The sequence below is a fragment of the Paenibacillus sp. J2R1T-4 genome (assembly GCF_059692235.1).
This window is the reverse complement of record NZ_JCAUBA010000001.1, coordinates 452,440-474,693: the sequence shown is the minus strand read 5'-3', so window position 1 is coordinate 474,693 and position 22,254 is coordinate 452,440. Positions and strand designations below refer to the sequence as shown.

At 45.3% G+C, this 22,254-nt stretch carries 23 protein-coding genes; all 23 read left to right on the top strand.

All coding sequences use genetic code 11. The features are described 5' to 3' along the window. The first annotated feature begins 9 nt into the window (after nucleotides 1-9). Nucleotides 10-2,043 carry a flagellar biosynthesis protein FlhA gene (gene flhA / locus AC58QD_RS02300; protein WP_497329570.1) on the top strand — a complete coding sequence of 678 codons (2,034 nt, stop codon included), beginning with the start codon at nucleotides 10-12 and terminating at the stop codon, nucleotides 2,041-2,043. Continuing rightward, complete coding sequence (gene flhF, locus AC58QD_RS02295; RefSeq protein ID WP_497329568.1) at nucleotides 2,040-3,440, top strand: flagellar biosynthesis GTPase FlhF; 1,401 nt, start codon at nucleotides 2,040-2,042, stop codon at nucleotides 3,438-3,440. The genes flhA and flhF overlap by 4 nt, the downstream gene beginning before the upstream one ends. Then, a complete protein-coding gene (locus AC58QD_RS02290; protein ID WP_497329566.1) occupies nucleotides 3,437-4,312 on the top strand; it encodes a MinD/ParA family protein in 876 nt (291 codons plus the stop codon). The genes flhF and AC58QD_RS02290 overlap by 4 nt, the downstream gene beginning before the upstream one ends. 43 nt (nucleotides 4,313-4,355) lie before the next feature. After that, the gene (locus AC58QD_RS02285) at nucleotides 4,356-5,477 is read left to right on the top strand and encodes a protein-glutamate methylesterase/protein-glutamine glutaminase (RefSeq protein WP_497329564.1); all 1,122 of its coding nucleotides are present in this window, start codon (nucleotides 4,356-4,358) and stop codon (nucleotides 5,475-5,477) included. A 41-nt stretch (nucleotides 5,478-5,518) separates the two neighbouring features. Then, nucleotides 5,519-7,579: a chemotaxis protein CheW gene (locus AC58QD_RS02280; protein WP_497329562.1), complete on the top strand. Its 2,061-nt coding sequence runs from the start codon at nucleotides 5,519-5,521 to the stop codon at nucleotides 7,577-7,579. A gap of 13 nt (nucleotides 7,580-7,592) precedes the next feature. Next, entirely contained in the window at nucleotides 7,593-8,054 is a 462-nt protein-coding gene (locus AC58QD_RS02275; RefSeq protein ID WP_497329560.1) for a chemotaxis protein CheW, read from the top strand. A 1-nt stretch (nucleotide 8,055) separates the two neighbouring features. Beyond that, complete coding sequence (locus AC58QD_RS02270) at nucleotides 8,056-8,676, top strand: chemotaxis protein CheC (RefSeq protein ID WP_497329558.1); 621 nt, start codon at nucleotides 8,056-8,058, stop codon at nucleotides 8,674-8,676. Further along, entirely contained in the window at nucleotides 8,673-9,167 is a 495-nt protein-coding gene (locus tag AC58QD_RS02265; RefSeq protein WP_497329556.1) for a chemotaxis protein CheD, read from the top strand. Before AC58QD_RS02270 ends, AC58QD_RS02265 begins: the two co-directional genes overlap by 4 nt. Next, a complete protein-coding gene (locus tag AC58QD_RS02260) occupies nucleotides 9,164-9,583 on the top strand; it encodes a hypothetical protein (protein ID WP_497329554.1) in 420 nt (139 codons plus the stop codon). The genes AC58QD_RS02265 and AC58QD_RS02260 overlap by 4 nt, the downstream gene beginning before the upstream one ends. A gap of 14 nt (nucleotides 9,584-9,597) precedes the next feature. Beyond that, nucleotides 9,598-10,383: a FliA/WhiG family RNA polymerase sigma factor gene (locus AC58QD_RS02255; RefSeq protein ID WP_497329552.1), complete on the top strand. Its 786-nt coding sequence runs from the start codon at nucleotides 9,598-9,600 to the stop codon at nucleotides 10,381-10,383. A 21-nt stretch (nucleotides 10,384-10,404) separates the two neighbouring features. Further along, nucleotides 10,405-11,811, top strand: coding sequence for a flagellar assembly protein A (locus AC58QD_RS02250; RefSeq protein ID WP_497329550.1), 1,407 nt, complete (start codon nucleotides 10,405-10,407; stop codon nucleotides 11,809-11,811). 70 nt (nucleotides 11,812-11,881) lie between these two features. Next, nucleotides 11,882-12,202 (top strand): hypothetical protein, encoded by a 321-nt coding sequence (locus AC58QD_RS02245; protein ID WP_497329548.1) that lies wholly within the window; start codon nucleotides 11,882-11,884, stop codon nucleotides 12,200-12,202. 46 nt (nucleotides 12,203-12,248) lie between these two features. Then, nucleotides 12,249-12,863 (top strand): hypothetical protein, encoded by a 615-nt coding sequence (locus AC58QD_RS02240; protein ID WP_497329546.1) that lies wholly within the window; start codon nucleotides 12,249-12,251, stop codon nucleotides 12,861-12,863. Continuing rightward, nucleotides 12,856-13,398, top strand: a complete 543-nt coding sequence (locus AC58QD_RS02235; protein WP_497329544.1) for a hypothetical protein — start codon at nucleotides 12,856-12,858, stop codon at nucleotides 13,396-13,398. Before AC58QD_RS02240 ends, AC58QD_RS02235 begins: the two co-directional genes overlap by 8 nt. Nucleotides 13,399-13,603: 205 nt before the next feature. Further along, entirely contained in the window at nucleotides 13,604-14,302 is a 699-nt protein-coding gene (rpsB, locus tag AC58QD_RS02230; RefSeq protein WP_497329542.1) for a 30S ribosomal protein S2, read from the top strand. 148 nt (nucleotides 14,303-14,450) lie between these two features. Next, complete coding sequence (gene tsf, locus AC58QD_RS02225) at nucleotides 14,451-15,101, top strand: translation elongation factor Ts (protein WP_497329540.1); 651 nt, start codon at nucleotides 14,451-14,453, stop codon at nucleotides 15,099-15,101. A gap of 133 nt (nucleotides 15,102-15,234) precedes the next feature. Then, on the top strand, nucleotides 15,235-15,963 hold the full coding sequence (gene pyrH, locus AC58QD_RS02220) for a UMP kinase (RefSeq protein WP_497329538.1): 729 nt from the start codon (nucleotides 15,235-15,237) through the stop codon (nucleotides 15,961-15,963). Next, nucleotides 15,963-16,517 (top strand): ribosome recycling factor, encoded by a 555-nt coding sequence (gene frr, locus AC58QD_RS02215; protein ID WP_497329536.1) that lies wholly within the window; start codon nucleotides 15,963-15,965, stop codon nucleotides 16,515-16,517. The genes pyrH and frr overlap by 1 nt, the downstream gene beginning before the upstream one ends. Nucleotides 16,518-16,576: 59 nt before the next feature. Then, nucleotides 16,577-17,344 (top strand): undecaprenyl pyrophosphate synthase, encoded by a 768-nt coding sequence (gene uppS / locus AC58QD_RS02210; RefSeq protein WP_497329534.1) that lies wholly within the window; start codon nucleotides 16,577-16,579, stop codon nucleotides 17,342-17,344. A 42-nt stretch (nucleotides 17,345-17,386) separates the two neighbouring features. Further along, nucleotides 17,387-18,178, top strand: a complete 792-nt coding sequence (locus AC58QD_RS02205; protein WP_497329532.1) for a phosphatidate cytidylyltransferase — start codon at nucleotides 17,387-17,389, stop codon at nucleotides 18,176-18,178. Between the two features lie 27 nt (nucleotides 18,179-18,205). Further along, nucleotides 18,206-19,351 carry a 1-deoxy-D-xylulose-5-phosphate reductoisomerase gene (locus AC58QD_RS02200; protein WP_497329530.1) on the top strand — a complete coding sequence of 382 codons (1,146 nt, stop codon included), beginning with the start codon at nucleotides 18,206-18,208 and terminating at the stop codon, nucleotides 19,349-19,351. Between the two features lie 107 nt (nucleotides 19,352-19,458). Beyond that, complete coding sequence (gene rseP / locus AC58QD_RS02195) at nucleotides 19,459-20,724, top strand: RIP metalloprotease RseP (protein WP_497329528.1); 1,266 nt, start codon at nucleotides 19,459-19,461, stop codon at nucleotides 20,722-20,724. 57 nt (nucleotides 20,725-20,781) lie between these two features. Further along, nucleotides 20,782-22,233: a proline--tRNA ligase gene (proS, locus tag AC58QD_RS02190; protein ID WP_497329526.1), complete on the top strand. Its 1,452-nt coding sequence runs from the start codon at nucleotides 20,782-20,784 to the stop codon at nucleotides 22,231-22,233. Nucleotides 22,234-22,254 lie beyond the last annotated feature (21 nt).

The window sequence follows — 22,254 nt, the reverse complement described above, 5'->3', positions numbered from 1 at the left end:
GGACATTCCATGCGAACAAAAGATTTAGTTATCTTAATAGGAATTATTGGTATAGTCATGATGATGATTGTCCCTATCCCATTATTTCTGCTAGACTTCCTGCTCATTATTAATATAGCCATAGCGCTTATTATTATCTTGATTGCTATGAATACACAAGATGCTCTAGAGTTTTCCATATTTCCTACTTTGCTTTTGATTACCACGTTATTCCGGCTTTCACTAAACGTTTCTACGACGCGATTAATATTGCGAGATGCAGAAGCAGGTAATGTAGTTGAGACATTTGGATCCTTTGTAGCCGGTGACAATTTAGTCGTCGGTTTCGTCGTGTTTCTAATCTTGGTAATCGTGCAATTTATTGTTATCACCAAAGGTTCGGAGCGTGTTGCCGAAGTTGGAGCGCGGTTCACATTAGACGCGATGCCAGGAAAACAGATGAGTATCGATGCGGACTTGAATTCCGGTCTAATAACGGAGCAGGAAGCCAAGGATCGTCGGAAAAAGATCGAACGCGAAGCGGATTTCTATGGTTCGATGGATGGTGCGAGTAAATTTGTAAAAGGAGATGCGATCGCGGGTATCGTAATTCTCTTTATTAATATGATCGGCGGTCTGATTATTGGAGCCACTTTTCATGGAATGTCGCTTGGGGAATCCTTCTCCACGTTCTCGATTCTGACGATTGGGGATGGATTAATAAGTCAAATCCCGGCGTTATTGATCTCGACAGCCGCAGGTATCGTCGTCACACGCGCTGCATCTGACGGCAATCTGGCGCATGATCTGACGGTTCAGTTGTTCAGTTATCCAAAGCTTTTGTACGTGGTTGCGGGCACACTTATCTTTCTCGGAGTTTTCACTCCAATCCATGTCATTACTACGTTCCCGATAGGCGGTATCCTTATTATAGCCGCATGGCGAATGCAGAAAAATCTCACAAAGAAGCAAGCGGAATCAGAACAAATGGTGGAGGAACAACAGATCGAAGAGGTGCGAAGTCCGGAAAGTGTAATCAGTTTGTTGCAAATTGATCCGATCGAATTCGAGTTTGGATATGGATTGATTCCTCTTGCGGATACCCAACAAGGTGGAGATTTGTTAGATCGAGTCATTATGATCCGTCGACAGATTGCGCTCGAGCTTGGTCTAGTCGTTCCTGTTATAAGAATTCGTGATAATATCCAATTGCGACCAAATGAATATGTGATCAAAATTAAAGGGAATACAGTCGCTCGCGGTGAATTATTACTTAACCATTATTTGGCTATGAGCCCAGGGATGGATGATGATTCCGTAATTGGGATTGAAACGACCGAACCGGCATTCGGGCTGCCTGCCATATGGATTGATGAAGCGACTAAGGAACGTGCAGAGCTATCCGGCTACACTGTGGTCGACCCGCCTTCTGTTGTAGCTACTCATTTAACAGAGATTATCAAACGTCATGCTCATGAGCTCATTGGCCGTCAAGAAACGAAGCTGCTTGTGGATAATGTCAAAGAAAGCTACCCGGCCCTTCTGGATGAGCTCATTCCAAGTGTCTTATCGATTGGAGACGTTCAAAAAGTTCTGGCCAAGCTTTTGAGAGAGAAGATATCTATCCGTGATCTTGTTACGATCTTCGAAGCCATGGCGGATTATGGTACTTATACCAAAGATCCTGATGTGCTAACTGAGTATGTAAGACAAGCCCTATCCCGGCAAATTACGCTTCAATATGCTGCGCCTAATGATTCCCTCAAGGTGATTACGATTGGGCCAACTTTGGAGAAGAAAATAGCGGACAGTGTCCAACAAACCGAGCACGGTTCCTACCTTGCATTGGATCCGAACTCATCTCAAACAATATATCAGAAGGTCACGGAACAGGTAACACGTATGATTCAACACGGTCAACAACCGGTCATATTAGCCTCTCCGACTATTCGCATGTACTTGCGACAATTATTAGAACGAACGATGCAGGACATCACGGTGCTGTCCTATAGCGAGTTAGAGCCAAGCGCCGAAATTCAAAGCGTTGGGGTGGTTAATTTATGAGAGTGAAACGCTATGTAGTCGACTCAATGCCGGAAGCGCTCCAACGTATACGATCGGATTTAGGCAAAGACGCCGTCATTCTTAATACGAAGGAAATCCGATCCGGCGGATTCCTTGGTATGTTCAGTAAGAAGAAAATAGAAGTAATTGCTGCCATGGATACGAATAGAGCTGAAGCAACTCCGTCTCCGATCAAACAAGCAGGGGCGGGAAGAGTATCCGCTTCAGCTGAAACAGCTGCTGCAAGCTCACAGAATACATCATCGGGGATTAGTAGCATTGCTACGGCTGTTCCTCCTGTAATATCTGTTCCAATGTCTACTGCCGCTGGTGCTTATGCAAGAGAGACTCACCAAAACTTCCCGAACTCCGGTTTGTCTCCAGTATCATTGGCTCAACCAACACCTGGACCACAGTCGGCTCAAGCGAAAAACGATGAGCTGTTAATAGAATCAAGCCCGATCACTCATTCGCTCGCAGGCGGGGGAGCCATTAATGGATCAGGCAGGTCTAAACCGAAGGAAGATATGCTGCTCGAAGAAATTAAGCAGATGAAAGAAATGATGGCCCGCCTCACTAACAAAATGTCAGATGAACCGCTTTATCCAATAGAAGTTATGAAATATAAGGATAGATTGCTCGAGCATGAGATCGAAGCGGATCTGGTCGAACGTATCCTTCGTTTGGCAACCGAAGAATACAACTCCGAAGATTCACCGAGAACAGAAGAAAGCGCACATTTATGTATACGTAAGCAATTGCAAGAATTACTTCATAGCAATAGTTCGAAATCGATTGAGCGAGATACCCGAATTGCTCATTTCGTAGGACCTACTGGTGTCGGTAAAACGACAACGATCGCTAAGTTAGCTGCTGAGCAGGTATTGAAGTATAACCGCAAAGTCGGCTTTATTACATCTGATACTTATCGGATTGCAGCCGTTGAGCAGCTTAAAACGTATGCAACCATTTTGAATGTGCCGCTCGAGGTTGTATTTTCTCCACAGGAATTAGTTCGGGCATTCCAGCAGCTTCAAGATTGTGAGTTAATCTTCATGGATACAGCAGGACGCAATTTCCGCAACCCGATGTATGTATCGGAGCTTAATTCTTTACTGCAGGCAAAAGGTAAAAGTGAGACATTCCTCGTTATGAGCTTGACGTCCAAGTATAAGGACATGAAAGCCATTACAGAGAACTTTGCCAAGTTCAGATTGGATAAGGTTCTCTTCACCAAAATGGATGAAACGAGAAGTTATGGATCCATCGTCAATCTGTTATATGACTTTAATTTACAGCTCTCCTACATGACTAACGGACAGAACGTGCCAGATGACATTTTGGAAGTGAATGAGGAGCAACTGATCAATCGCATCCTGGAGGAACCCGTCGAATGAGCGATCAGGCCCAGAGTTTACGGAATTTAATTCGGAACCAGCAGGAGACCCGAACCGCTAACACGCGAATTATTACGGTCACAAGCGGCAAGGGCGGTGTGGGCAAGTCAAATTTTACTTTGAATTTCGCTTTGACTTTGCAAGCGCAAGGTTACAAGGTTTTAGTGTTTGATGCGGATATTGGACTTGCTAATATCGACGTACTTATGGGGATTTCATCCAAGTACAGTTTATATCACTTATTAAAGCGTGAGAAAACGATATTTGAGATTATTCACAAGGGCTATAATGATCTGGAATTTATTGCAGGAGGTTCCGGCTTCAATGATCTGATTCGCCTATCGGAAGAAGAGATCGATTATTTCGCGGATCAAGTGAGTCAATTGAATGGATATGTCGATTACATTATTTTTGATACAGGCGCTGGCTTGTCTAAAGAAACATTGAAATTCATAGTAGCTGCAAATGAGACGATTGTAGTAACAACACCTGAACCCACTTCGATTACAGACGCTTACGCAATCATCAAGATGGTGAATTCGATGAATCTGGATGTTCATTTCAAGCTAGTGATCAACCGTGTAACCGAAGCACGGGAAGGAAAGTTGACCGCAGACAAGATTAGCATGGTGGCGAAGAAGTTTCTGGACATTGACATTCCAACACTTGGGTATGTAGAAGATGATAGCTCTGTCTCGAAAGCAGTGAAGCGTCAGGTTCCTTTCACGATTGCTTATCCGAACTGTTCGGCAAGCAAAAGTATTGAACAGCTAGTAGAGCGTTTTATTGCAGGGGAGACCATTCCGGAGCAGGGGCCGGCAGCCGTTGGTGTAAAAGGATTTCTTAATAAAATGTTGAATTTGTTAAAGTGACCCCTACTTGAGCGAACAATACATCAGAGAAAGGGTGAGCCTGATGACCAAGTACAAAATATTGGTCGTTGACGATTCGGTATTTATGCGCAAGATCATTGCCGACTTGATTGGCGAGGATCCCCGCTTCGAGGTTGTGGATACAGCTAGAAACGGGAAGGAAGCCGTACAAAAAACGAAGTTGCTTACTCCGGATGCGATTACGCTTGATATAGCAATGCCGGAGATGAATGGGCTCGATGCGCTCAGGCTGATAATGGCAGAGCAACCTACACCGGTTATTATGCTTAGCAGCTTATCGGAAGAAGGAGCCAAAGAGACGATTGAAGCACTCGAGATAGGTGCTCTTGATTTCGTACGTAAGCCTTCAGGCTCTGTATCACTTGATTTGTTCAAAGTGAAAGAGATTTTAATGGAGAAGCTAGGGGTAGCTGTAACTTCAAAAGTAAGGGCTAATCCAACCCATAAGCCTCCTCAAGTGAAAGGGGAACCGAAGACTGCGGCCCAAAGTTCTCTCCATAACTCACCTTTTACTGTACCGCCAACAAGCTTCCAAGGAAGCGCTAATTCTAGCAAAGTGGAGCAATTGGTAGCCATTGGCACTTCTACAGGAGGACCAAGGGCATTGCATGAAGTATTAACCAATCTGCCCGGACGATTTCCGGCGCCGATCGTAATCGTGCAGCATATGCCTCCCAATTTTACTCGATCCTTAGCTCAGAGATTAGATGCGAATTCGGAAATCCGAGTAGTAGAAGCGGCTCACGGCATGCAATTGGAGAACGCTACAGCCTATATAGCGCCAGGGGGCTGGCATATGGGTATTGAGCGTATCGACAAGAATGGTTATCAGGTTCGATTAAATAAGGATGAGCCAAGGGGCGGTCATCGGCCTTGTGTAGATACAATGTTTGAAACCTTGATTCCGTTAGTAGAGTTAAAGCGGCATATTGTAGTGTTGACTGGGATGGGCAGTGATGGGGCCCAGTCTATGCTTGGGCTTAGGAATGCCGGGGCTGTGCAGACGATCGCCGAATCCAGCGAGACATGTGTCGTTTACGGTATGCCAAGAGCAGCCAATGAGCTAGGCGGCGCGATGATAGAATTACCTCTTAACGAGATAGCTCCTAAATTAATAGATTCAGTAGCAGGAATCCGCAAGTAATTCACTTCAAAGTTTCAGTACTATAAGGAGGTGTCGGAAATATGGAATTGAATCAATACTTAAGCATGTTTATTGACGAATCTAAGGAACATTTGCAAGCCATTAACGAGAGCCTATTAAAGCTAGAAGCAAGTCCGGAAGATATTAGCATTGTGCAGGTTATTTTCCGTTCAGCGCATACCCTGAAGGGGATGTCAGCGACAATGGGGTTCGAGGATCTGGCTTTACTTACGCATGAGATGGAGAATGTTCTCGATCTGGTACGAAATAACAAATTACATATGAATCCCTTTATTTTCGACACCATCTTCCGCAGCGTGGATTCTCTAGAAACTATGGTAAATGATATTATCGCTGGCGGAACGGGCAAGTCGGATGTATCTGAAATCGTTATTGCTCTGCAGTCCATCGTTTCCGGTGATTACATTAATTCAAGTGACTCAGCTCCAGTATCCGCTAGCCTTCCAACTGCAGATCGATTGGATGAATTTCAATATTCTGTTCTCTTGCAATCTCTAGAAGCAGGGATGCATGTATACCAGATTACAGTCAACCTGCAACAATCCTGCATACTGAAAGCAGCTCGGGCATATATGGTATTTGATGCGCTTGAACAGAACGGAGAAGTAGTAAAGTCTTTCCCGTCTGTTGAAGATATTGAGAAAGAAAAATTCGATTTGTCATTCACTGTATTTCTGGTATCCCATACTCAAGGCGCAATTGTAGAAAAAGCAGTTGGCAATATTAGCGAGATTGAAAATGTTCAGTTGAAGGCGCTTGATGCTGAATCACTTAAACAGCTTGCCAATAAGGGAGCATCACAAGTCTCATTGAACAATGCCAATGAAGCTGCTCAAATATCTGCTCTTCCTCAATTGTCAGCAGCAAGCGCAGTTGTAGAAAAACCGGCTACTGCCCCAACAACATCGCAAGCTTCCTCTGGTCCTGTTGCAGGACGTACCATTCGTGTAGATATCGAACGATTAGATGTACTAATGAATCTGTTCAGTGAGCTCCTCATTGACCGTGTCCGACTGGAACAGTTGGCAAGCGAAATTCGCCGCAATGAATTGACCGAGACGGTCGAGCACATGGCCAGAGTGAGCTCAGATCTTCAAAATATTGTGTTGAAGCTCAGGATGGTTCCAGTGGACAATGTTTTCAATCGTTTCCCTCGAATGATTCGAGATCTTGCGAAGTCGCTGGATAAGAAAGTAGATTTGGTCATAACTGGAGCGGAAACTGAACTGGATCGTACGGTTATTGATGAAATCGGGGACCCTTTGGTTCATTTGTTAAGAAATGCGGTTGACCATGGGATTGAAACGATCTCAGAACGAGTGGCAGCGGGTAAGCCTGAGACGGGTATTGTCAACCTGAGAGCATTCCATAGCGGGAACCATGTTTTCATAGAGATTCAAGAGGACGGGAAGGGAATTAATAAGGAAAAAGTGCTTCAATCGGCAATCCAAAAAGGCGTTGTGTCTCCCGAACAGGCAAAAGGGATGCAGGACAGCGAAGTATACCAGCTTCTTTTCGCATCAGGGTTCAGCACGGCAGAAAAAATTTCGGATGTTTCGGGTCGCGGTGTTGGTTTAGATGTTGTCAAAACAAAGATCGAGTCTCTAGGCGGCAATGTGCAAGTTACATCGAAATTAGGGGCAGGCACCACCTTTTCGGTTCAATTGCCATTAACCTTATCGATTATATCGGCTATGTTGATCCGTATGGGAGATGAGAAGTTTGCTATTCCGCTTTCATCCATACTAGAAACTTCGATTGTTCAAAAAAGTCAAATCCGTCTTGTTCACGGCTCCAAAATGATAGAGTACCGGGAGCATATCATTCCTCTCATATCCTTAAGCAAGTTGTTCCAGATCCCAGGCTATTCGGAGGATAATGAAACGGAGACCGAAATTATCGTGATCCGTAAAGGCGACAAAATGGCTGCTTTGATGGTCGATGAATTTATTGGGCAACAAGAAATCGTATTAAAGACGCTAGGTAAATATTTGACTAATCTATTCGCCGTATCGGGTGCTACGATTCTAGGTGATGGACAGGTCGCATTGATTATTGACACAAACGCTTTGATTAAATAAGGAGGGTTAGGGCATGGGAGAAGAATTAAAAGTGATCGTGTTTACACTTGCACATGAACAGTATGGCGTTGAAGTAGAGAGAGTGCGAACCATCGAAAGAATGCAGCCTCTCACGCGAGTCCCCAGAACGCCTGCTTTTGTAAAAGGTGTTATTAATTTGCGCGGAGTCGTCATTCCTGTAATTGATTTACGTGGGCGGTTCCAACTCCCTGAATCGGATTACACCGATAACTCACGCATTATCATAGTTGCTGTTAAGGAGATGGAAGTTGGATTAATCGTAGACTCTGCCAATGATGTGTTGGACGTGGACTCCGATCATATAGAAGATCCGCCGGAAATCGTCGGAGGGATTAGAGCCAAATATTTGCGCGGGGTTGCGAAGCTATCCTCAGGTAATCTTCTGGTATTACTTAATCTGGAGGAAGTGCTGAACAAGAGCGAAATTGTGCAATTAGAGCAGCTCGAGGCATGAGATGACAAATTATTACAACTTTGCTGAGTTTCAATTGGACGTCTTGAAAGAAGTGGGCAATATTGGGGCCGGAAATGCAGCAACCGCGCTATCTCGATTGCTTGACAAGCCCATCGATATGAAAGTCCCGAAGGTTAATTTGTTGCCTTTCGAAGATATTGTGAACAGCCTGGGAGGTTCTGATCAAGTAGTATTAGCCGTCTTTCTGCGGGTTGTAGGTGAGGCGCCAGGCAACATGTTTTTCTTTTTCACTCCGGAATCTGCCAAACGCTTACTATCCAACTTAGCTGGAATCGATGTGGAGGAAGAAGGCAGCTACTCGGAGATGGAATTATCCGCCCTAAGTGAAATCGGTAATATTCTGGCTGGATCTTACTTGTCATCGCTTTCGGATTTCACCAAACTCAATATGATTCCAACCGTTCCCGCACTTGCGATTGATATGCTTGGTGCGATCATAAGTTACGGACTGTTGCAATATGGTGAAATGGGGGACCACGCACTCTTCATAGATACGCAATTTCTTGAAGGGACGGATCAGATGGAGGGGCATTTCTTCTTCATACCAGACCCCGAAGCGTTTGGCAAACTGTTCCTTTCTTTGGGAGTGCCTCTGGAATGACACAAGATACCATCGTTAAAATAGGCATGGCAGATTTAAATATTATTGTGCATATCGGATATCTCAAAACAACCGGACTGGGTTCATGTGTTGGGGTTACCCTGTACGACCCAAAGACTAAGGTTGCTGGGATGGCACATGTTATGCTCCCCAACTCTGAGATTGCCAAGGAAGGAATGCTGAACAAAGCCAAATACGCGGATACTGCGATACCGGAATTAATCAGCAGAATGATCGCAGCAGGTGCTGCTGAGTCTCGATTAGAAGCTAAGCTGGCAGGCGGAGCGCAGATGTTTGCTTTTGTCGGCAGCCAAGATTCCATGCGGATTGGCCCACGTAACGTAGAATCGTGTACCGCGATATTGAAGCAATTGGGGATCCCTATTCGCGGGGAAGACACTGGCGGCAATTTCGGAAGAACGATTGAATTTTACAATGATACGGGCGTGCTTGTGTTAAGAACCGTACAACAAGGAGTAAAGGAAATTTGATGATTGGAACCGTTCGTTGGAATTTGGTGTTGGGTGTAATTGGGTTCGGTTTTACGTTCTTTCTCTCCGTCGGCGACAACTTTTTGACTACTACTCTATTGCACAGTTTTTATGGATTTATCATCATGTTCGGAGTGAGCTTCGTAGTACGTTGGGTACTGGGAACGTTAGCGGGATTGAAGGAAATGCAGGATTCGACAGCAGTTTCAGAATCATCGGATGAAGGAAAAGGGTCAGCAGTTGACTCCGTCACACCCGATGAACAAGAGGAATTGAATAAACTGTTGAAGGATAACTTGAATGGTGCCGGCTCATCAGCGGATGAGTTTACACTGCTCAAACCGAAGAAGTTGGCCTCCCTCCCTGCAGAGCCGGAAGAGCTTGCCCAAGCATTACGACGCCTCACTGAAGAGTAAGGAGCGCGGTAGGAATGATTCAACAAAAGCAATCCCATTTATCCAATATGGAGTTATGGAAGAAGTGGAAAGTGGAAGGTTTGCTTTCGGCGAAGCAAATGTTGATTGAACAATATTTGCCCTTAGTTGATTATGTTATTAATCGCCTGCTTATCGGCCTTCCCAAAAACGTATCCAGAGACGATCTTTGCAGCTATGGGATGTTAGGTTTAATAGATGCTGTAGAGAAATTTGATTATGAACGCGGACTTCAATTCGAAACCTATGCCTCCTGGCGTATTCGCGGGGCTACGATTGACGGGTTAAGGCAAGGAGACTGGGTGCCGCGATCAATACGTGAAAAAGCGAAGAAGGTAGAAGATGCCTATCAGAAGCTGGAGCAGGAATATTTGCGCACGGTAACCGATGCTGAGATGAGTGAATATCTTCAAATAAGTGACAAGGAATTTCAACAAATGCTTCAGGAGATATCCATCACTACGATCTGTTCATTCGATGACCCCATTAAGGATGAAGAATCCGAAACTCGATTGTCATTAATGATTGACGAAAAGGCCAAAAACCCCGAATATAAAGTTAATGAATACTATTTAAAGGAATCGTTAGCCAAAGCGATTGAGAAACTGACGGACAAAGAGAGAACAGTAGTATCACTCTTTTACTATGATGAGCTTTCTTTGAGCGAAATTGCTGAAGTGATGGCCCTGTCACCTTCCCGGATTTCGCAACTCCATTCCAAGGCGATCCTAAGGCTTCGCGGGTCGTTAGGTAGGTGGAAGAACCAACTGCTGCAAGATTAAGGCTTGGAAGGAGGAAATGGATTGGCAAGTGACCATGCAATAGAGCAGTGGATCAATTTAGAAATATCCGATGATCGAATAACGGCTTTACTGTCGATTCCCATTATGGCTGAGCCTATGGCATGCACGCTTAATGACTTGGTCGATTATCTTGGCCGTTTCCGCATTAAACACGGTGTCAAACAAGGCATTTTGCAACAGATAGCGGAGAACCCTAGAAGATTTGCAGGAAAGCAGATTATTGTCGCTGAAGGGGAGCCTGCGGTATCTGGCAAGGACGGCGAGATAAGAATGCTGCACGATCCGGATGTTGAGAACAAGAAGCCTATGGAGAATGAAGATGGAACCGTAGACTTCAAAGAAATTTCAAGAATTCTCAATGTTCGCAAGGGACAGCTGATAGCGGAACGTTTGTTGGCGGAGAATGGCAAATCGGGTAAAGCTGTTACGGGCGAAGTTATTGAAGCCAGGAATGGTAAAGAAGCCCGATTCAAGATTGGTAAAAATGTTGTTACCGATGCAGACCAGCTTGCCTTGTACGCAGCCATTGACGGGATGATCTCCATAACCGATCGCGGTAAAATTAATGTATTCCCTATTTATGAGGTTAATGGGGACGTTGATTATCGAATTGGGAATATCGACTTCTTCGGTACTGTTGTAATCCGAGGCAACGTATTGCCTGGTTTCAAGGTTAAGTCTGCAGGAGATATCCGTGTTACTGGTGGAGTGGAGAGCGCTGAGCTTGAAGCAGTGGGTTCAATTGAGATAACAGCAGGTATTCTGGGCCACAACAAAGGGATCATTCGAGCGGGTGTGAATGTGAAGAGTGCTTTCATTCAGGATGCCCAGGTGGAAACCGGTCAAGATATTATTGTTACACAAAGTATTATGCATTCTCAGATCAGAGCGGGCCGGAATGTTATTTGTAAAGGCGCTAAGGGGTTAATTATTGGTGGAACGGTGCAAGCAGGAGAGAAGGTAGTAGCTCGCACGGTAGGGAATACGATGTCTACTCCAACCTCTATAGAAGTAGGCGTGCTGCCTGAATTACGCAATGAATTAACCACATTGAGAAGTCAATTAAGAGCATATGCCGATAATCTGGACAAAACGGATAAGGCACTGGTCTTGTTGGATCAGATGGCGGCTGCGGGTCAATTAAGTCCGGATCGGCTTGCTATGAGAATCAAGCTATCCCATACAAGAAAGCAAACGATCGAAGAACAAGCTGCGTCAAAGGAACGTATATTAGAAATAGAAAGAACGTTAGAGGATACGGATAAAGCTCGTGTCGAGGTTGTATCGATCGTTTACGGGGGCACGAAAATCGTAATTGGCCGTTACACCAGATTCGTGAAAGAAGCCGCACCCCGCGTTTACTTCAAATATTTGGATGGCGACATCGCGATGTTACCTAATTCATAACGTACATTTTATCCCAACATTCATGTTCATCAGCCGTCTGCCATACAAGATCAATCAATGAGGTGATCGTATGAGCTTGAAATCGGTAGAGATGCAAATGGCCATCCCCCGCACAAAAGAAGCAGGGATGCTCCAGAATCAGTTGTCCCATAAGCCCATGCAGGATCAAGCTGCATTGGCGTCTGGCTCCATACAGCAATCACAGAAGCTTCGTCAGAAAGCGGCGAAGCTGGAAGAGTCTGTTCCGATGAAAGTGAAAGATGAATCAACAGAACAGCGTAAGAAACAACTTAAGTCTCCCTATGCAGGTAGTAAATCAGCTGCCAAGAAGACTACAGAAGAAAACGTCGAGCATCCGTATAAAGGACATCATATTGATTTGTCTTTATAATTTACGGCCGTTTGCTCAAATTCATATTTGAAAAAGGTGAGTTCTTGTGCAACCTTGGCATTATATCGTACTGGTCGGCGCCGTCTTATTAGTCTACGCACTTATGAAACCAGGGACTCGTCAATCGTCGAAACCTGCCACAACCATACAAGAAATTGAGAATACAATGGATCTTTTCACGGCTGAGCTTGAAGAAGAGAACCGTCAACTAATTGAGCTCGTATCCGAAATGAAGCAAGATCATGATCGCCATTCTGCCAAGCTGCAGGGACGTCTCGAAGCGCTGGAACGTCAGAATATGGACGTCTCTAAACAGATGGAGCGTCTTTTGCTGGCTACGGAGGCCAAGCAGCGGCAGGATGAAGCTATGTCAGCAGCGGCAGCAGCAGCAGCAGCAGTAAAAGATCAGCCTGTAGCTCCGTTGAAAAGCATCCCTCACAGGGGTGAATTGGATCAAGTTCAGTCTGCTTCGGAGGTTATGGCACCAGACAAGCCCTTGAAGCAAGAAGGAATGAATATTCGCTATCGTTACACAGAGCTGTTTGTTCTCGAGAAGCAGGGAAAGTCGATTGATCATATTGCCAAGAAGCTTGGGATGAACAAAGGAGAAGTCATGCTCATTATTCAGTTGGCCAAGCAGGAGGACCGGACACGTGCTTAGAAACAGATTCTTCTTGATCGGTCTCGGATGTGGCTTGATCGCAGGGGCAGTGTTTCTGCAATTAATGGTGAATGCCGATGAAGTGCAGAATAAAACTTCCGAAACCGGCTCTGCTACACTGCTTACTCAAGAACAGCTTCAGCAAGAAGCAAGTCGCTTGAATATGAAGGTCATTCCTAAGGAGCAACAAGCTTATACCCAGCAACAAATAGATGAGATTAAGCTAAAAGCTGTAACAGAGGAGAAGAATCGAGCTGCAAAAGCATCTCCAACTCCAACAACCGCGCCTGTTTCTCAGGCTACAGCTGCTCCAACGTCTGCACCCAAGGATAAGACGGTGTTCATTCAGGATCGTATGGATGCGACATCGGTTGCCAACTTGCTTGTTCAAAACCAAGTTATTTCCGAGCCAAGCAAGCTACTCAGCTTGTTAGTGGAGCAAAAGTTAACGGAGAAGATTCGATATGGGAATCATACCTTCCCGGATCAGACGGAAGTGAACGAGATCGTAAGGATCATAACTTCAAATCCTTAAAGCCGAACCTTTCACCTTATGTGTAAAGGTTCGAATGCTGTTGCAAGGCATATTCAGTTATGGTATAGTTATTGACGGTGTTAAAAACCACACGCCGGTTAATTCTGACAAGGGTGCTTTCAGACCATTTTTGGCGAGAAAGTCTTGACAGGAAATGATAGCGGCGGAGGAAAACTCAAAACCAAACTAGAGGAGGTGTGTGAGGATGGCAGTAATCTCCATGAAGCAGCTATTAGAAGCTGGGGTACACTTCGGTCATCAGACTCGTCGTTGGAATCCAAAAATGGATCGTTACATCTTCACCGAAAGAAACGGAATTTATATTATCGACCTGCAAAAGACAGTTAAGAAAGTTGAGGAAGCTTACAACTTTGTTAAGTCGATTGCTGAAGACGGTGGCACTATGCTATTCGTTGGTACTAAAAAACAAGCTCAGGATTCAGTTGCTGAAGAAGCTGAGCGTTGCGGTATGTACTACATCAACCAACGTTGGTTGGGTGGCACTTTGACTAACTTCTCTACTATTCAGAAGCGCGTGAATCGTCTTCACGAACTGGCTAAATGGGAAGAAGACGGTACATTCGAATTGCTTCCTAAGAAAGAAGTTATTCTTCTTCGTAAGGAGAAGGAGCGTCTTGAGAAGTTCTTGGGCGGTATCAAACATATGAAGAAATTGCCAAGCGCTTTGTTCATCATCGATCCACGTAAAGAGCGTATTGCAGTAGCAGAAGCTCGCAAATTGGGTATCCCAATCGTTGGTATCGTTGATACAAACTGTGATCCGGACGAGATTGACTACGTTATCCCAGGTAACGATGACGCAATCCGTGCAGTGAAATTGCTGACAGCCAAGATGGCGGATGCAATTGTTGAATCACAGCAAGGCGAACAAACAACGGCTTAATAAATGGGATCCACAAGCAGAACAGGGTGGTTTGAAGGTTACTTAACTTCTCGCCGCCCTTTTTTTGAGGAATTAGGTCAATCTTTCAACCATGGAATAAGTTGAATGATTGGCAGGGCAAGACTCAATCTCAAGGAGGTTATATTACATGGCAGTTACAGCAGCGCAAGTGAAAGAATTACGTGAGAAAACCGGAGCAGGTATGCTTGATTGTAAAAAAGCATTAGAAGCGGCTGACGGGGACCTGACCAAAGCATCTGAAATCCTTCGCGAAAAAGGTTTGGCTGCAGCAGCTAACAAAGCCGGACGTGTAGCAAGTGAAGGGATTGTTGAATCTTATATTCATGCTGGCGGCCGCGTAGGCGTACTAGTAGAAGTTAACTGCGAAACCGATTTTGTTGCTAAGACTGATCAGTTCCGTACATTCGTTAGAGACATAGCGATGCAAATCGCAGCAACCAATCCTAAATTTGTTCGCCGTGAAGAAGTATCTCAAGAGGAGCTTGACAAAGAGCGTGAAATCTTGAGAAACCAAGCACTTAACGAAGGCAAACCAGAAAAAATCGTAGACAAGATGGTTGAAGGCCGTTTAGGGAAATACTATGAAGAGTTCTGTCTAATGGAGCAGCCATTCATTAAAGACCCCGATAAAACAGTATCTGTCTTGCTGAATGAGAAAGTATCCGCTATCGGAGAACTGATCACGATTCGTCGTTTCGTTCGTTTCGAACTCGGAGAAGGTCTTGAGAAGAAACAAGATAACTTCGTTGAAGAAGTAATGTCACAAGCTCGTCTATAGGTAGAACAAAGAACAAGGAACACGGTGTGTTCCTTGTTTTACAAGAAAGCCGTATTTGGGCTCCCTGCAAAGTAGTAGGACAAGCTAGCAAGAGGATGCATCACTTTGTAGGCTACGTTAGGAGGAAGCAGATTTGGAAAGACCTTTATATAAGCGGATCGTGTTGAAATTAAGCGGTGAAGCGCTGGCAGGACAGCAAGGATTCGGTATAGATAGTGAAATGATTTCATCCATTGCCGCTCAAGTAAAGGCAGTACACGAGTTGAACGTTGAAGTAGCCATTGTTGTTGGCGGAGGTAACATCTGGCGCGGGATCGCTGGAAGTGCTAAGGGAATTGATCGGGCAACAGCGGATTACATGGGGATGCTTGCCACAGTTATGAATTCTTTAGCTTTGCAAGATGCGTTGGAACAGATTGATGTTCCTACTAGAGTCCAAACTTCCATTACGATGCAGCAAGTGGCAGAGCCTTACATTCGCCGCAAAGCGATTCGTCATCTGGAAAAGGGCCGCGTCGTTATTTTTGCTGCAGGAACTGGGAACCCATATTTCTCCACCGATACAACAGCCGCTTTGCGCGCAGCAGAGATTGAAGCTGAAGTCATCCTTATGGCAAAGAACAAAGTAGACGGTGTATATAGTGCGGATCCATTCAAAGATCCAACAGCTGAGAAATTCGAAGTTTTGACCTACTTGGAAGTACTTAATAAGAATTTGGGAGTTATGGACTCTACCGCCTCCTCGTTATGCATGGACAATAATATTACACTGATCGTATTCTCGATTACTGAGGAAGGTAATATCAAACGTGTCGTGCTCGGTGAAAAAATCGGAACGATTGTGAAAGGGAGTATCGAATAATGCCTCAAACGATTAAGAAAAATGCAGAAGAGCGGATGGACAAAGCAATCGGATCGCTTAAGAAAGAGCTATCCTCCTTGCGTGCCGGAAGAGCTACTCCATCCTTATTGGATCGTGTGCAAGTAGAATACTACGGTTCGATGACACCTGTGAACCAATTGGCTAACATCAACACACCGGATTCACGCACATTGTTAATTCAACCTTGGGACAAATCATCCCTTTCCGCGATTGAGAAATCGATATTGAAGTCAGATCTTGGACTAACTCCATCAAACGACGGTTTGACCATTCGACTTAGTATCCCTCCGTTAACGGAAGAACGCCGCGGGGATCTGGTCAAAATGACGAAGAAGTATGGAGAAGAAGCCAAGGTTGCTATCCGTAACATCCGTCGTGATGCGAATGACGATATTAAGAAGTTAGAAAAGAACGGGATTTCTGAAGATGAGTCTCGACGTCATCAAGATGATGTTCAGAAAACGACCGATAAGTATATTGCTGAAGTGGATAAAGTGCTTATTAGCAAAGAGAAAGAAATTATGGAAGTATAAGTATGAAAAGAAGATTCCCCGGTTGAATGGGGGATTTTTGTCTAGTGGGGGAAACAAGCATGTGGAAACAACTCAAACGATGGTTGTCCAATTCAGCCGAGCCAACAAAATCGGTTGAAATTCAGCGCGACAATATTCCTAATCATATTGCTATCATTATGGATGGCAATGGGAGATGGGCTAAGCGGAGAGGATTGCCGCGAATTGCCGGGCATCATGCCGGAATGAAGGCGATTAAACGAGTCACCATCGCTGCAGATGATTTGGGTGTTAAGGTGTTAACCCTATATTCTTTCTCAACTGAAAATTGGAAGCGCCCCCCAGAGGAAGTGGAGTTCTTAATGAAGCTTCCTCAAGAATTTCTTGCGATCGAGTTGGATGAGCTGATTAAGAAAAACGTTCAGGTTCGCATGATGGGTTGGAAGGATAATGTTCCCGCTCATACTCTTCAAGCTGTTGAAGAAGCGATAGAACGCACGAAGAACAATACGGGACTTATTCTTAATTTTGCATTTAATTACGGCAGCCGTCTTGAGATCGTCACAGCTGTCCAGAAAATAGCTGAGGCTGTTCAGAGCGGGTTGCTTCGTCCAGATGAAATCGATGAGGATCATATTTCGGCTTGTCTGCTCAGTGCAGACCTTCCAGATCCAGATATGATCATTCGCACGAGCGGAGAAATTCGGATCAGCAACTTTATGCTTTGGCAAATGGCTTATGCAGAATTGTGGTTCACGGATGTATACTGGCCAGATTTCAACGAGCAATTATTCACCCAAGCGATCAGTGAGTACCAAGGAAGAGCCAGGCGATATGGCGGCGTATAAATAAGCATTCCATTACATCGCTGCAGAACGGAGGAAGGTCTTTTGAAACAAAGAATAATCACCGGATTGTCAGGTGCAGCATTATTCCTTGCTCTTCTCGCCTGGGGCGGATATCCCTATGGGATATTCATCACTTTGCTTGCTATCATCGGGTTATACGAGTATAACCGGATGAATGGCATGAATCCGATCGGGATATCAGCATCCGTCGGAATGATCGCGCTCATTGCGCTCTTGATGCCTTGGGAAGAGTGGACGAGTTGGAACCCCAGTTGGGAAACCATCGTGTGGATAACGCTCTTCCTCTTATTTGCTATCACGGTCATTTCCAAGAATAAAATGCAGTTGGATTCGATCGCATTGTTATTCGTTGGCATATTGTACATAGGTAACGGGTTTCACTACATGCTCCTTACTCGGTTATTAGATCATGGCTTATACTGGACGTTGCTGTTATGCGTCTGTATTGCACTTACCGATTCGGGAGCCTATTTCACAGGCAGAGTGATGGGCAGGACGAAGCTATGGCCCTCCATCAGTCCCAACAAAACCGTAGAAGGTGCTATCGGCGGTATTGTATTTGCTATAGCGGCCGCTATTGGATTTTCTTTATACGCTCCTGAGTTGTTGTCGATAGGGCAGGCTGTTAAGATAGGGATCACGGTCGCAATTGTCGGTCAGATGGGTGACTTGATTCAGTCTGCATACAAACGGATTCGCAACATCAAGGATACAGGTTCCTTATTGCCCGGACACGGCGGAGTGTTGGATCGATTTGATAGCTGGTTGATCGTTTTTCCGTTTGTACATTTATTAACCCTGCTTCCCATATAAATGAGAAGGGACAAAGGTGGAATTAGAGTGAAACGTATTGCGGTATTAGGATCAACCGGATCCATTGGAACCCAGACGCTTGACGTTATCGCTCATCATCCGGAGCGGTTCCGATTGGAAGCTATCGCTGCAGGGAAGAACGTTGACTTGGTCGTAGAACAAATCAAACGTTTCCAACCTAAATTAGTATCGATGTCCGATCGGGATTCAGCAGAACGGGTGAAATTGCTGGCGGGCCAGGGCGTTCGAGTCGTGTACGGAGATGAAGGCTTGATTGAAGCAGCCGCTGCAACGGAGGCAGAGCTAGTCGTGACAGCAATGGTCGGCAGTCAAGGACTCGGACCGACATTGGCAGCCATAGAAGCTGGCAAGCATATCGGGCTTGCTAACAAAGAAACACTCGTTAGTGCTGGGCACCTGGTTACGGCAGAAGCGAGGCGTCGACAAGTAAGCTTGCTGCCGGTTGACAGTGAGCACTCTGCCATATTCCAGTGTATGCATAGAGAATCTGCTGATGAAATTGAGAAGATCGTTATAACTGCATCAGGCGGATCTTTTCGAGATAGAACTCGTGAGGAACTAGTTGGGGTAACGGTTCAACAAGCATTGGCGCATCCGAACTGGTCCATGGGAGCCAAGATCACGATAGATTCCGCTACGATGGTGAACAAGGGACTAGAAGTAATTGAGGCGCATTGGTTGTTCGGTATCCCCTATGATCAGATTGAAGTTATCATTCATCCAGAAAGTATTGTTCATTCCTTCGTAGAATTCAAAGATAAAAGCGTCATCGCTCAGATGGGAATGCCTGATATGCGAGTGCCTATCCAGTATGCGTTATCCTATCCAAATCGCATACCAAGTCCTTCCAAATCCCTCGATTTGACAGAGATAAGCCGACTTAACTTCCGAGTAATGGACTACACTAGATTCCCTTGTCTGCGATTAGCATTCGAATGCGGCCGTCAAGGAGGAAGCGCTCCGACCATCTATAATGCCGCCAATGAGATTGCAGTCTCCCGCTTTTTGAAGGGAGAAATTGCTTTTCTGAGCATAGAAGAAATTATTGAACGTGTGGTTGAGGCTCACTCACCAGTTAACGAGCCAACTCTCCAAGAGATCATGGAGTTGGATCAATGGGCGCGTCAGGCTGCAAGTATGCTGCAATTGTAATCCTATGTTCTATAGACAGGGCCAAGCTTGTATTCTTATAAGGAATAGTGGTAATCTTAGAGCAGGCTTGACCAGTCTATGGGTGTAAAGCCCGAAAGGAAGATGTTATGTCACCTCAGGTAATTTTTCAGATCGTGCTTCTATTCTTCGTGTTGGTCACGATTCACGAGTGGGGTCATTACTACTTCGCCAAGCGGGCAGGTATTCTTGTTCGTGAATTTGCAATCGGGTTCGGTCCCAAGATATTCTCCTTTAAACGCGGAGAGACCCGATATACATTGCGATTGTTACCAGTGGGTGGATTTGTCCGCATGGCCGGCGAAGACCCAGAGCTTGTGAATATTCAGCCTGGTCAGACAATAGCCGTGAAGCTGAATAATAATCAAGTTACGCATATTTATCTGGATCAGCTTGACCAACGCTCGAATGTTGTTATGGGGACTGTTGAGAAGATTGATCTTGATAAAGAGCTGATGATCCGATTCGAAGATGATGGCGCGGGGGAGAGCTTCTCCGTTCATCCTGAAGCGTTAATGGTAACTAAGGGACAAGAGACGCAGATTGCGCCCTGGAATCGTCAATTTGGCAGTAAGACAGTGGGTCAAAGAGCTCTTGCTATTTTTGCTGGTCCTCTGATGAATTTTATTCTTGCGTTTGTATTGTTTATTACTGTAATGTTCCTGGCAGGAATGCCGACGAACGTGAAGATTGAGAAGGTCGAGCCCGAATCTCCGGCTATGCAGGCAGGGATCCAGGCTGGTGATATCATTCAAACAGTAAATGGTACTGCTATCGGAACATCTACTGGCAAATTAACGGAATTGATCGGTAATTCTGCAGACAAGAAGATGGATTGGATTGTTCTGCGGGGCAACAAGGAAACCCGTATAGAAGTTACTCCGACTAAGAATGACGATACTGGCCGAATCATGGTTGGTGTTGGGTTATCATCGGATAAACGCGCTACCAAGTTCGGGGAAGCATTCAGCGGTGGCTGGGAGAACATGCAGATGGCGACCAAGCAAATATTGCTTGGCTTCAAGATGCTTGTCTTAGGACAATTCTCTTTGGATGATCTTGGAGGCCCTGTGCGCATGGTGGAAGTAACAAGTGAGCATGCGAATGCCGGTTTGCCGCAATACACGTTCTGGGCAGCGGTGCTTAGTTTATATTTGGGTATTTTTAATTTACTGCCTATTCCTGCTCTCGATGGAAGCCGACTTGTATTTCTTGGCTTCGAGGCGATAAGAGGAAGACCCGTAGATCCGAATCGGGAGAGCATGGTGCACTTTATTGGCTTTGCTGCTCTGATGCTGTTAATGCTTGCTGTAACTTATAACGATATTGTTCGTTTGATTCGCGGAGAAGGTTAATCACATTAATCAATAGTGTCAACCTTTTCTTCGAACATTTTTAGGAGGATTATCCCCATGTCAAAAGATAAAGAGAAGCAGTTCGTCAAAGAAATCACTCCACAAAGCGAGGATTTCTCCCGTTGGTATATCGATGCCATTAGTAAAGCGGAATTGATGAGCTACTCACCTGTTCGCGGATGTATTGTTCTGCGTCCAGACGGATACGAAATATGGGAAAATATCCAACGAGAGTTGGATGCCCGTTTCAAGGAAACTGGACACCGCAACGCCTACTTCCCGTTATTTATACCGGAGAGCTTTTTTCAGAAAGAAAAAGAGCATGTAGAAGGCTTCAACCCAGAACTGCCTTGGGTAACGGAAGCAGGCGGTGAAAAGCTCGAAGAGCGGCTCGCGATTAGACCAACATCGGAGACGATGATTGGACATATGTACTCCAACTGGATTCAATCGTATAGAGACCTGCCAGTCTTGATCAATCAGTGGGCTAACGTAGTTCGTTGGGAGAAACGGACTATGCCTTTCTTACGGACAACTGAGTTTCTATGGCAAGAAGGTCATACCGCACATGAAGATGAAGAGGATGCTCGCAAAGAAACGATGCAAATGCTGGAGATCTACCGGGATTTCGCTGAGAATTTCTTGGCCATTCCTGTTATCGTAGGTCAAAAGACACCATCAGAGAAGTTTGCAGGTGCGGTGGATACTTATTCCATCGAAGCGATGATGAAGGACGGGAAAGCCGTTCAAGCTGGCACCTCACACTACCTAGGGATGAATTTTGCGCGAGCGTTCGAGATACAATACTTGGATCGTGAGAACAAGCAGCAATTCGTGCATACGACCTCATGGGGAGTAAGTACGCGTTTGATCGGGGCCTTGATCATGGTGCATGGTGACGACCGAGGACTTGTGCTTCCTCCAAAGGTTGCTCCATTGCAAGTGGCGATGATTCCGATCGGTCCTCCTAAGACAAGAGATACCGTTCTGGCCAAGACAGATGAGCTGTTCGGCGAGCTGAAGCGTGCAGGGATTAGAGTCAAAGTAGATGCGCGTGAGCAAAGCCCTGGATGGAAATTCAATGAATACGAAATGCGCGGAGTACCGATTCGAATCGAGCTAGGTCCACGCGATATGGAGAATGGACAGGTTGTACTTGTTTCTCGTGTATCCGGTGAGAAGCGAATCGTGGCTCAAGAGCGGTTAGTAGAAGAAGTGCGGAATCTCTTGGATGAAATTCATAACCAGATGTTTGACAATGCCAAAGCGTTCATGGATAGTCATTTCTATGCTGTGGATACTTTGGATGAGATGAAGAACCAGATGGAGCAACAACGCGGTTTTACACTGGCGGGCTGGTGCGGGTCTGAAGCTTGTGAGCATCAGGTAAAGGAAGAAACAGGGGCCACAAGCCGGAACATTCCTTTCACCCCAAGTGAGCAAAAGCCGACTTGCTTAGTATGCGGTTCCCCTTCCGTTCATACAGTTGTATTCGGAAGAGCGCATTAATTAGCAGGTAGTGTGAATACA

Excerpts from the sequence above, each read along its gene's own strand:
- flhA (WP_497329570.1), top strand. The coding sequence starts at position 10 with ATGCGAACAAAAGATTTAGTTATCTTAATAGGAATTATTGGTATAGTC.
- flhF (WP_497329568.1), top strand. The coding sequence starts at position 2,040 with ATGAGAGTGAAACGCTATGTAGTCGACTCAATGCCGGAAGCGCTCCAA.
- AC58QD_RS02290 (WP_497329566.1), top strand. The coding sequence starts at position 3,437 with ATGAGCGATCAGGCCCAGAGTTTACGGAATTTAATTCGGAACCAGCAG.
- AC58QD_RS02285 (WP_497329564.1), top strand. The coding sequence starts at position 4,356 with ATGACCAAGTACAAAATATTGGTCGTTGACGATTCGGTATTTATGCGC.
- AC58QD_RS02280 (WP_497329562.1), top strand. The coding sequence starts at position 5,519 with ATGGAATTGAATCAATACTTAAGCATGTTTATTGACGAATCTAAGGAA.
- AC58QD_RS02275 (WP_497329560.1), top strand. The coding sequence starts at position 7,593 with ATGGGAGAAGAATTAAAAGTGATCGTGTTTACACTTGCACATGAACAG.
- AC58QD_RS02270 (WP_497329558.1), top strand. The coding sequence starts at position 8,056 with ATGACAAATTATTACAACTTTGCTGAGTTTCAATTGGACGTCTTGAAA.
- AC58QD_RS02265 (WP_497329556.1), top strand. The coding sequence starts at position 8,673 with ATGACACAAGATACCATCGTTAAAATAGGCATGGCAGATTTAAATATT.
- AC58QD_RS02255 (WP_497329552.1), top strand. The coding sequence starts at position 9,598 with ATGATTCAACAAAAGCAATCCCATTTATCCAATATGGAGTTATGGAAG.
- AC58QD_RS02245 (WP_497329548.1), top strand. The coding sequence starts at position 11,882 with ATGAGCTTGAAATCGGTAGAGATGCAAATGGCCATCCCCCGCACAAAA.
- rpsB (WP_497329542.1), top strand. The coding sequence starts at position 13,604 with ATGGCAGTAATCTCCATGAAGCAGCTATTAGAAGCTGGGGTACACTTC.
- tsf (WP_497329540.1), top strand. The coding sequence starts at position 14,451 with ATGGCAGTTACAGCAGCGCAAGTGAAAGAATTACGTGAGAAAACCGGA.
- frr (WP_497329536.1), top strand. The coding sequence starts at position 15,963 with ATGCCTCAAACGATTAAGAAAAATGCAGAAGAGCGGATGGACAAAGCA.
- uppS (WP_497329534.1), top strand. The coding sequence starts at position 16,577 with ATGTGGAAACAACTCAAACGATGGTTGTCCAATTCAGCCGAGCCAACA.
- rseP (WP_497329528.1), top strand. The coding sequence starts at position 19,459 with ATGTCACCTCAGGTAATTTTTCAGATCGTGCTTCTATTCTTCGTGTTG.
- proS (WP_497329526.1), top strand. The coding sequence starts at position 20,782 with ATGTCAAAAGATAAAGAGAAGCAGTTCGTCAAAGAAATCACTCCACAA.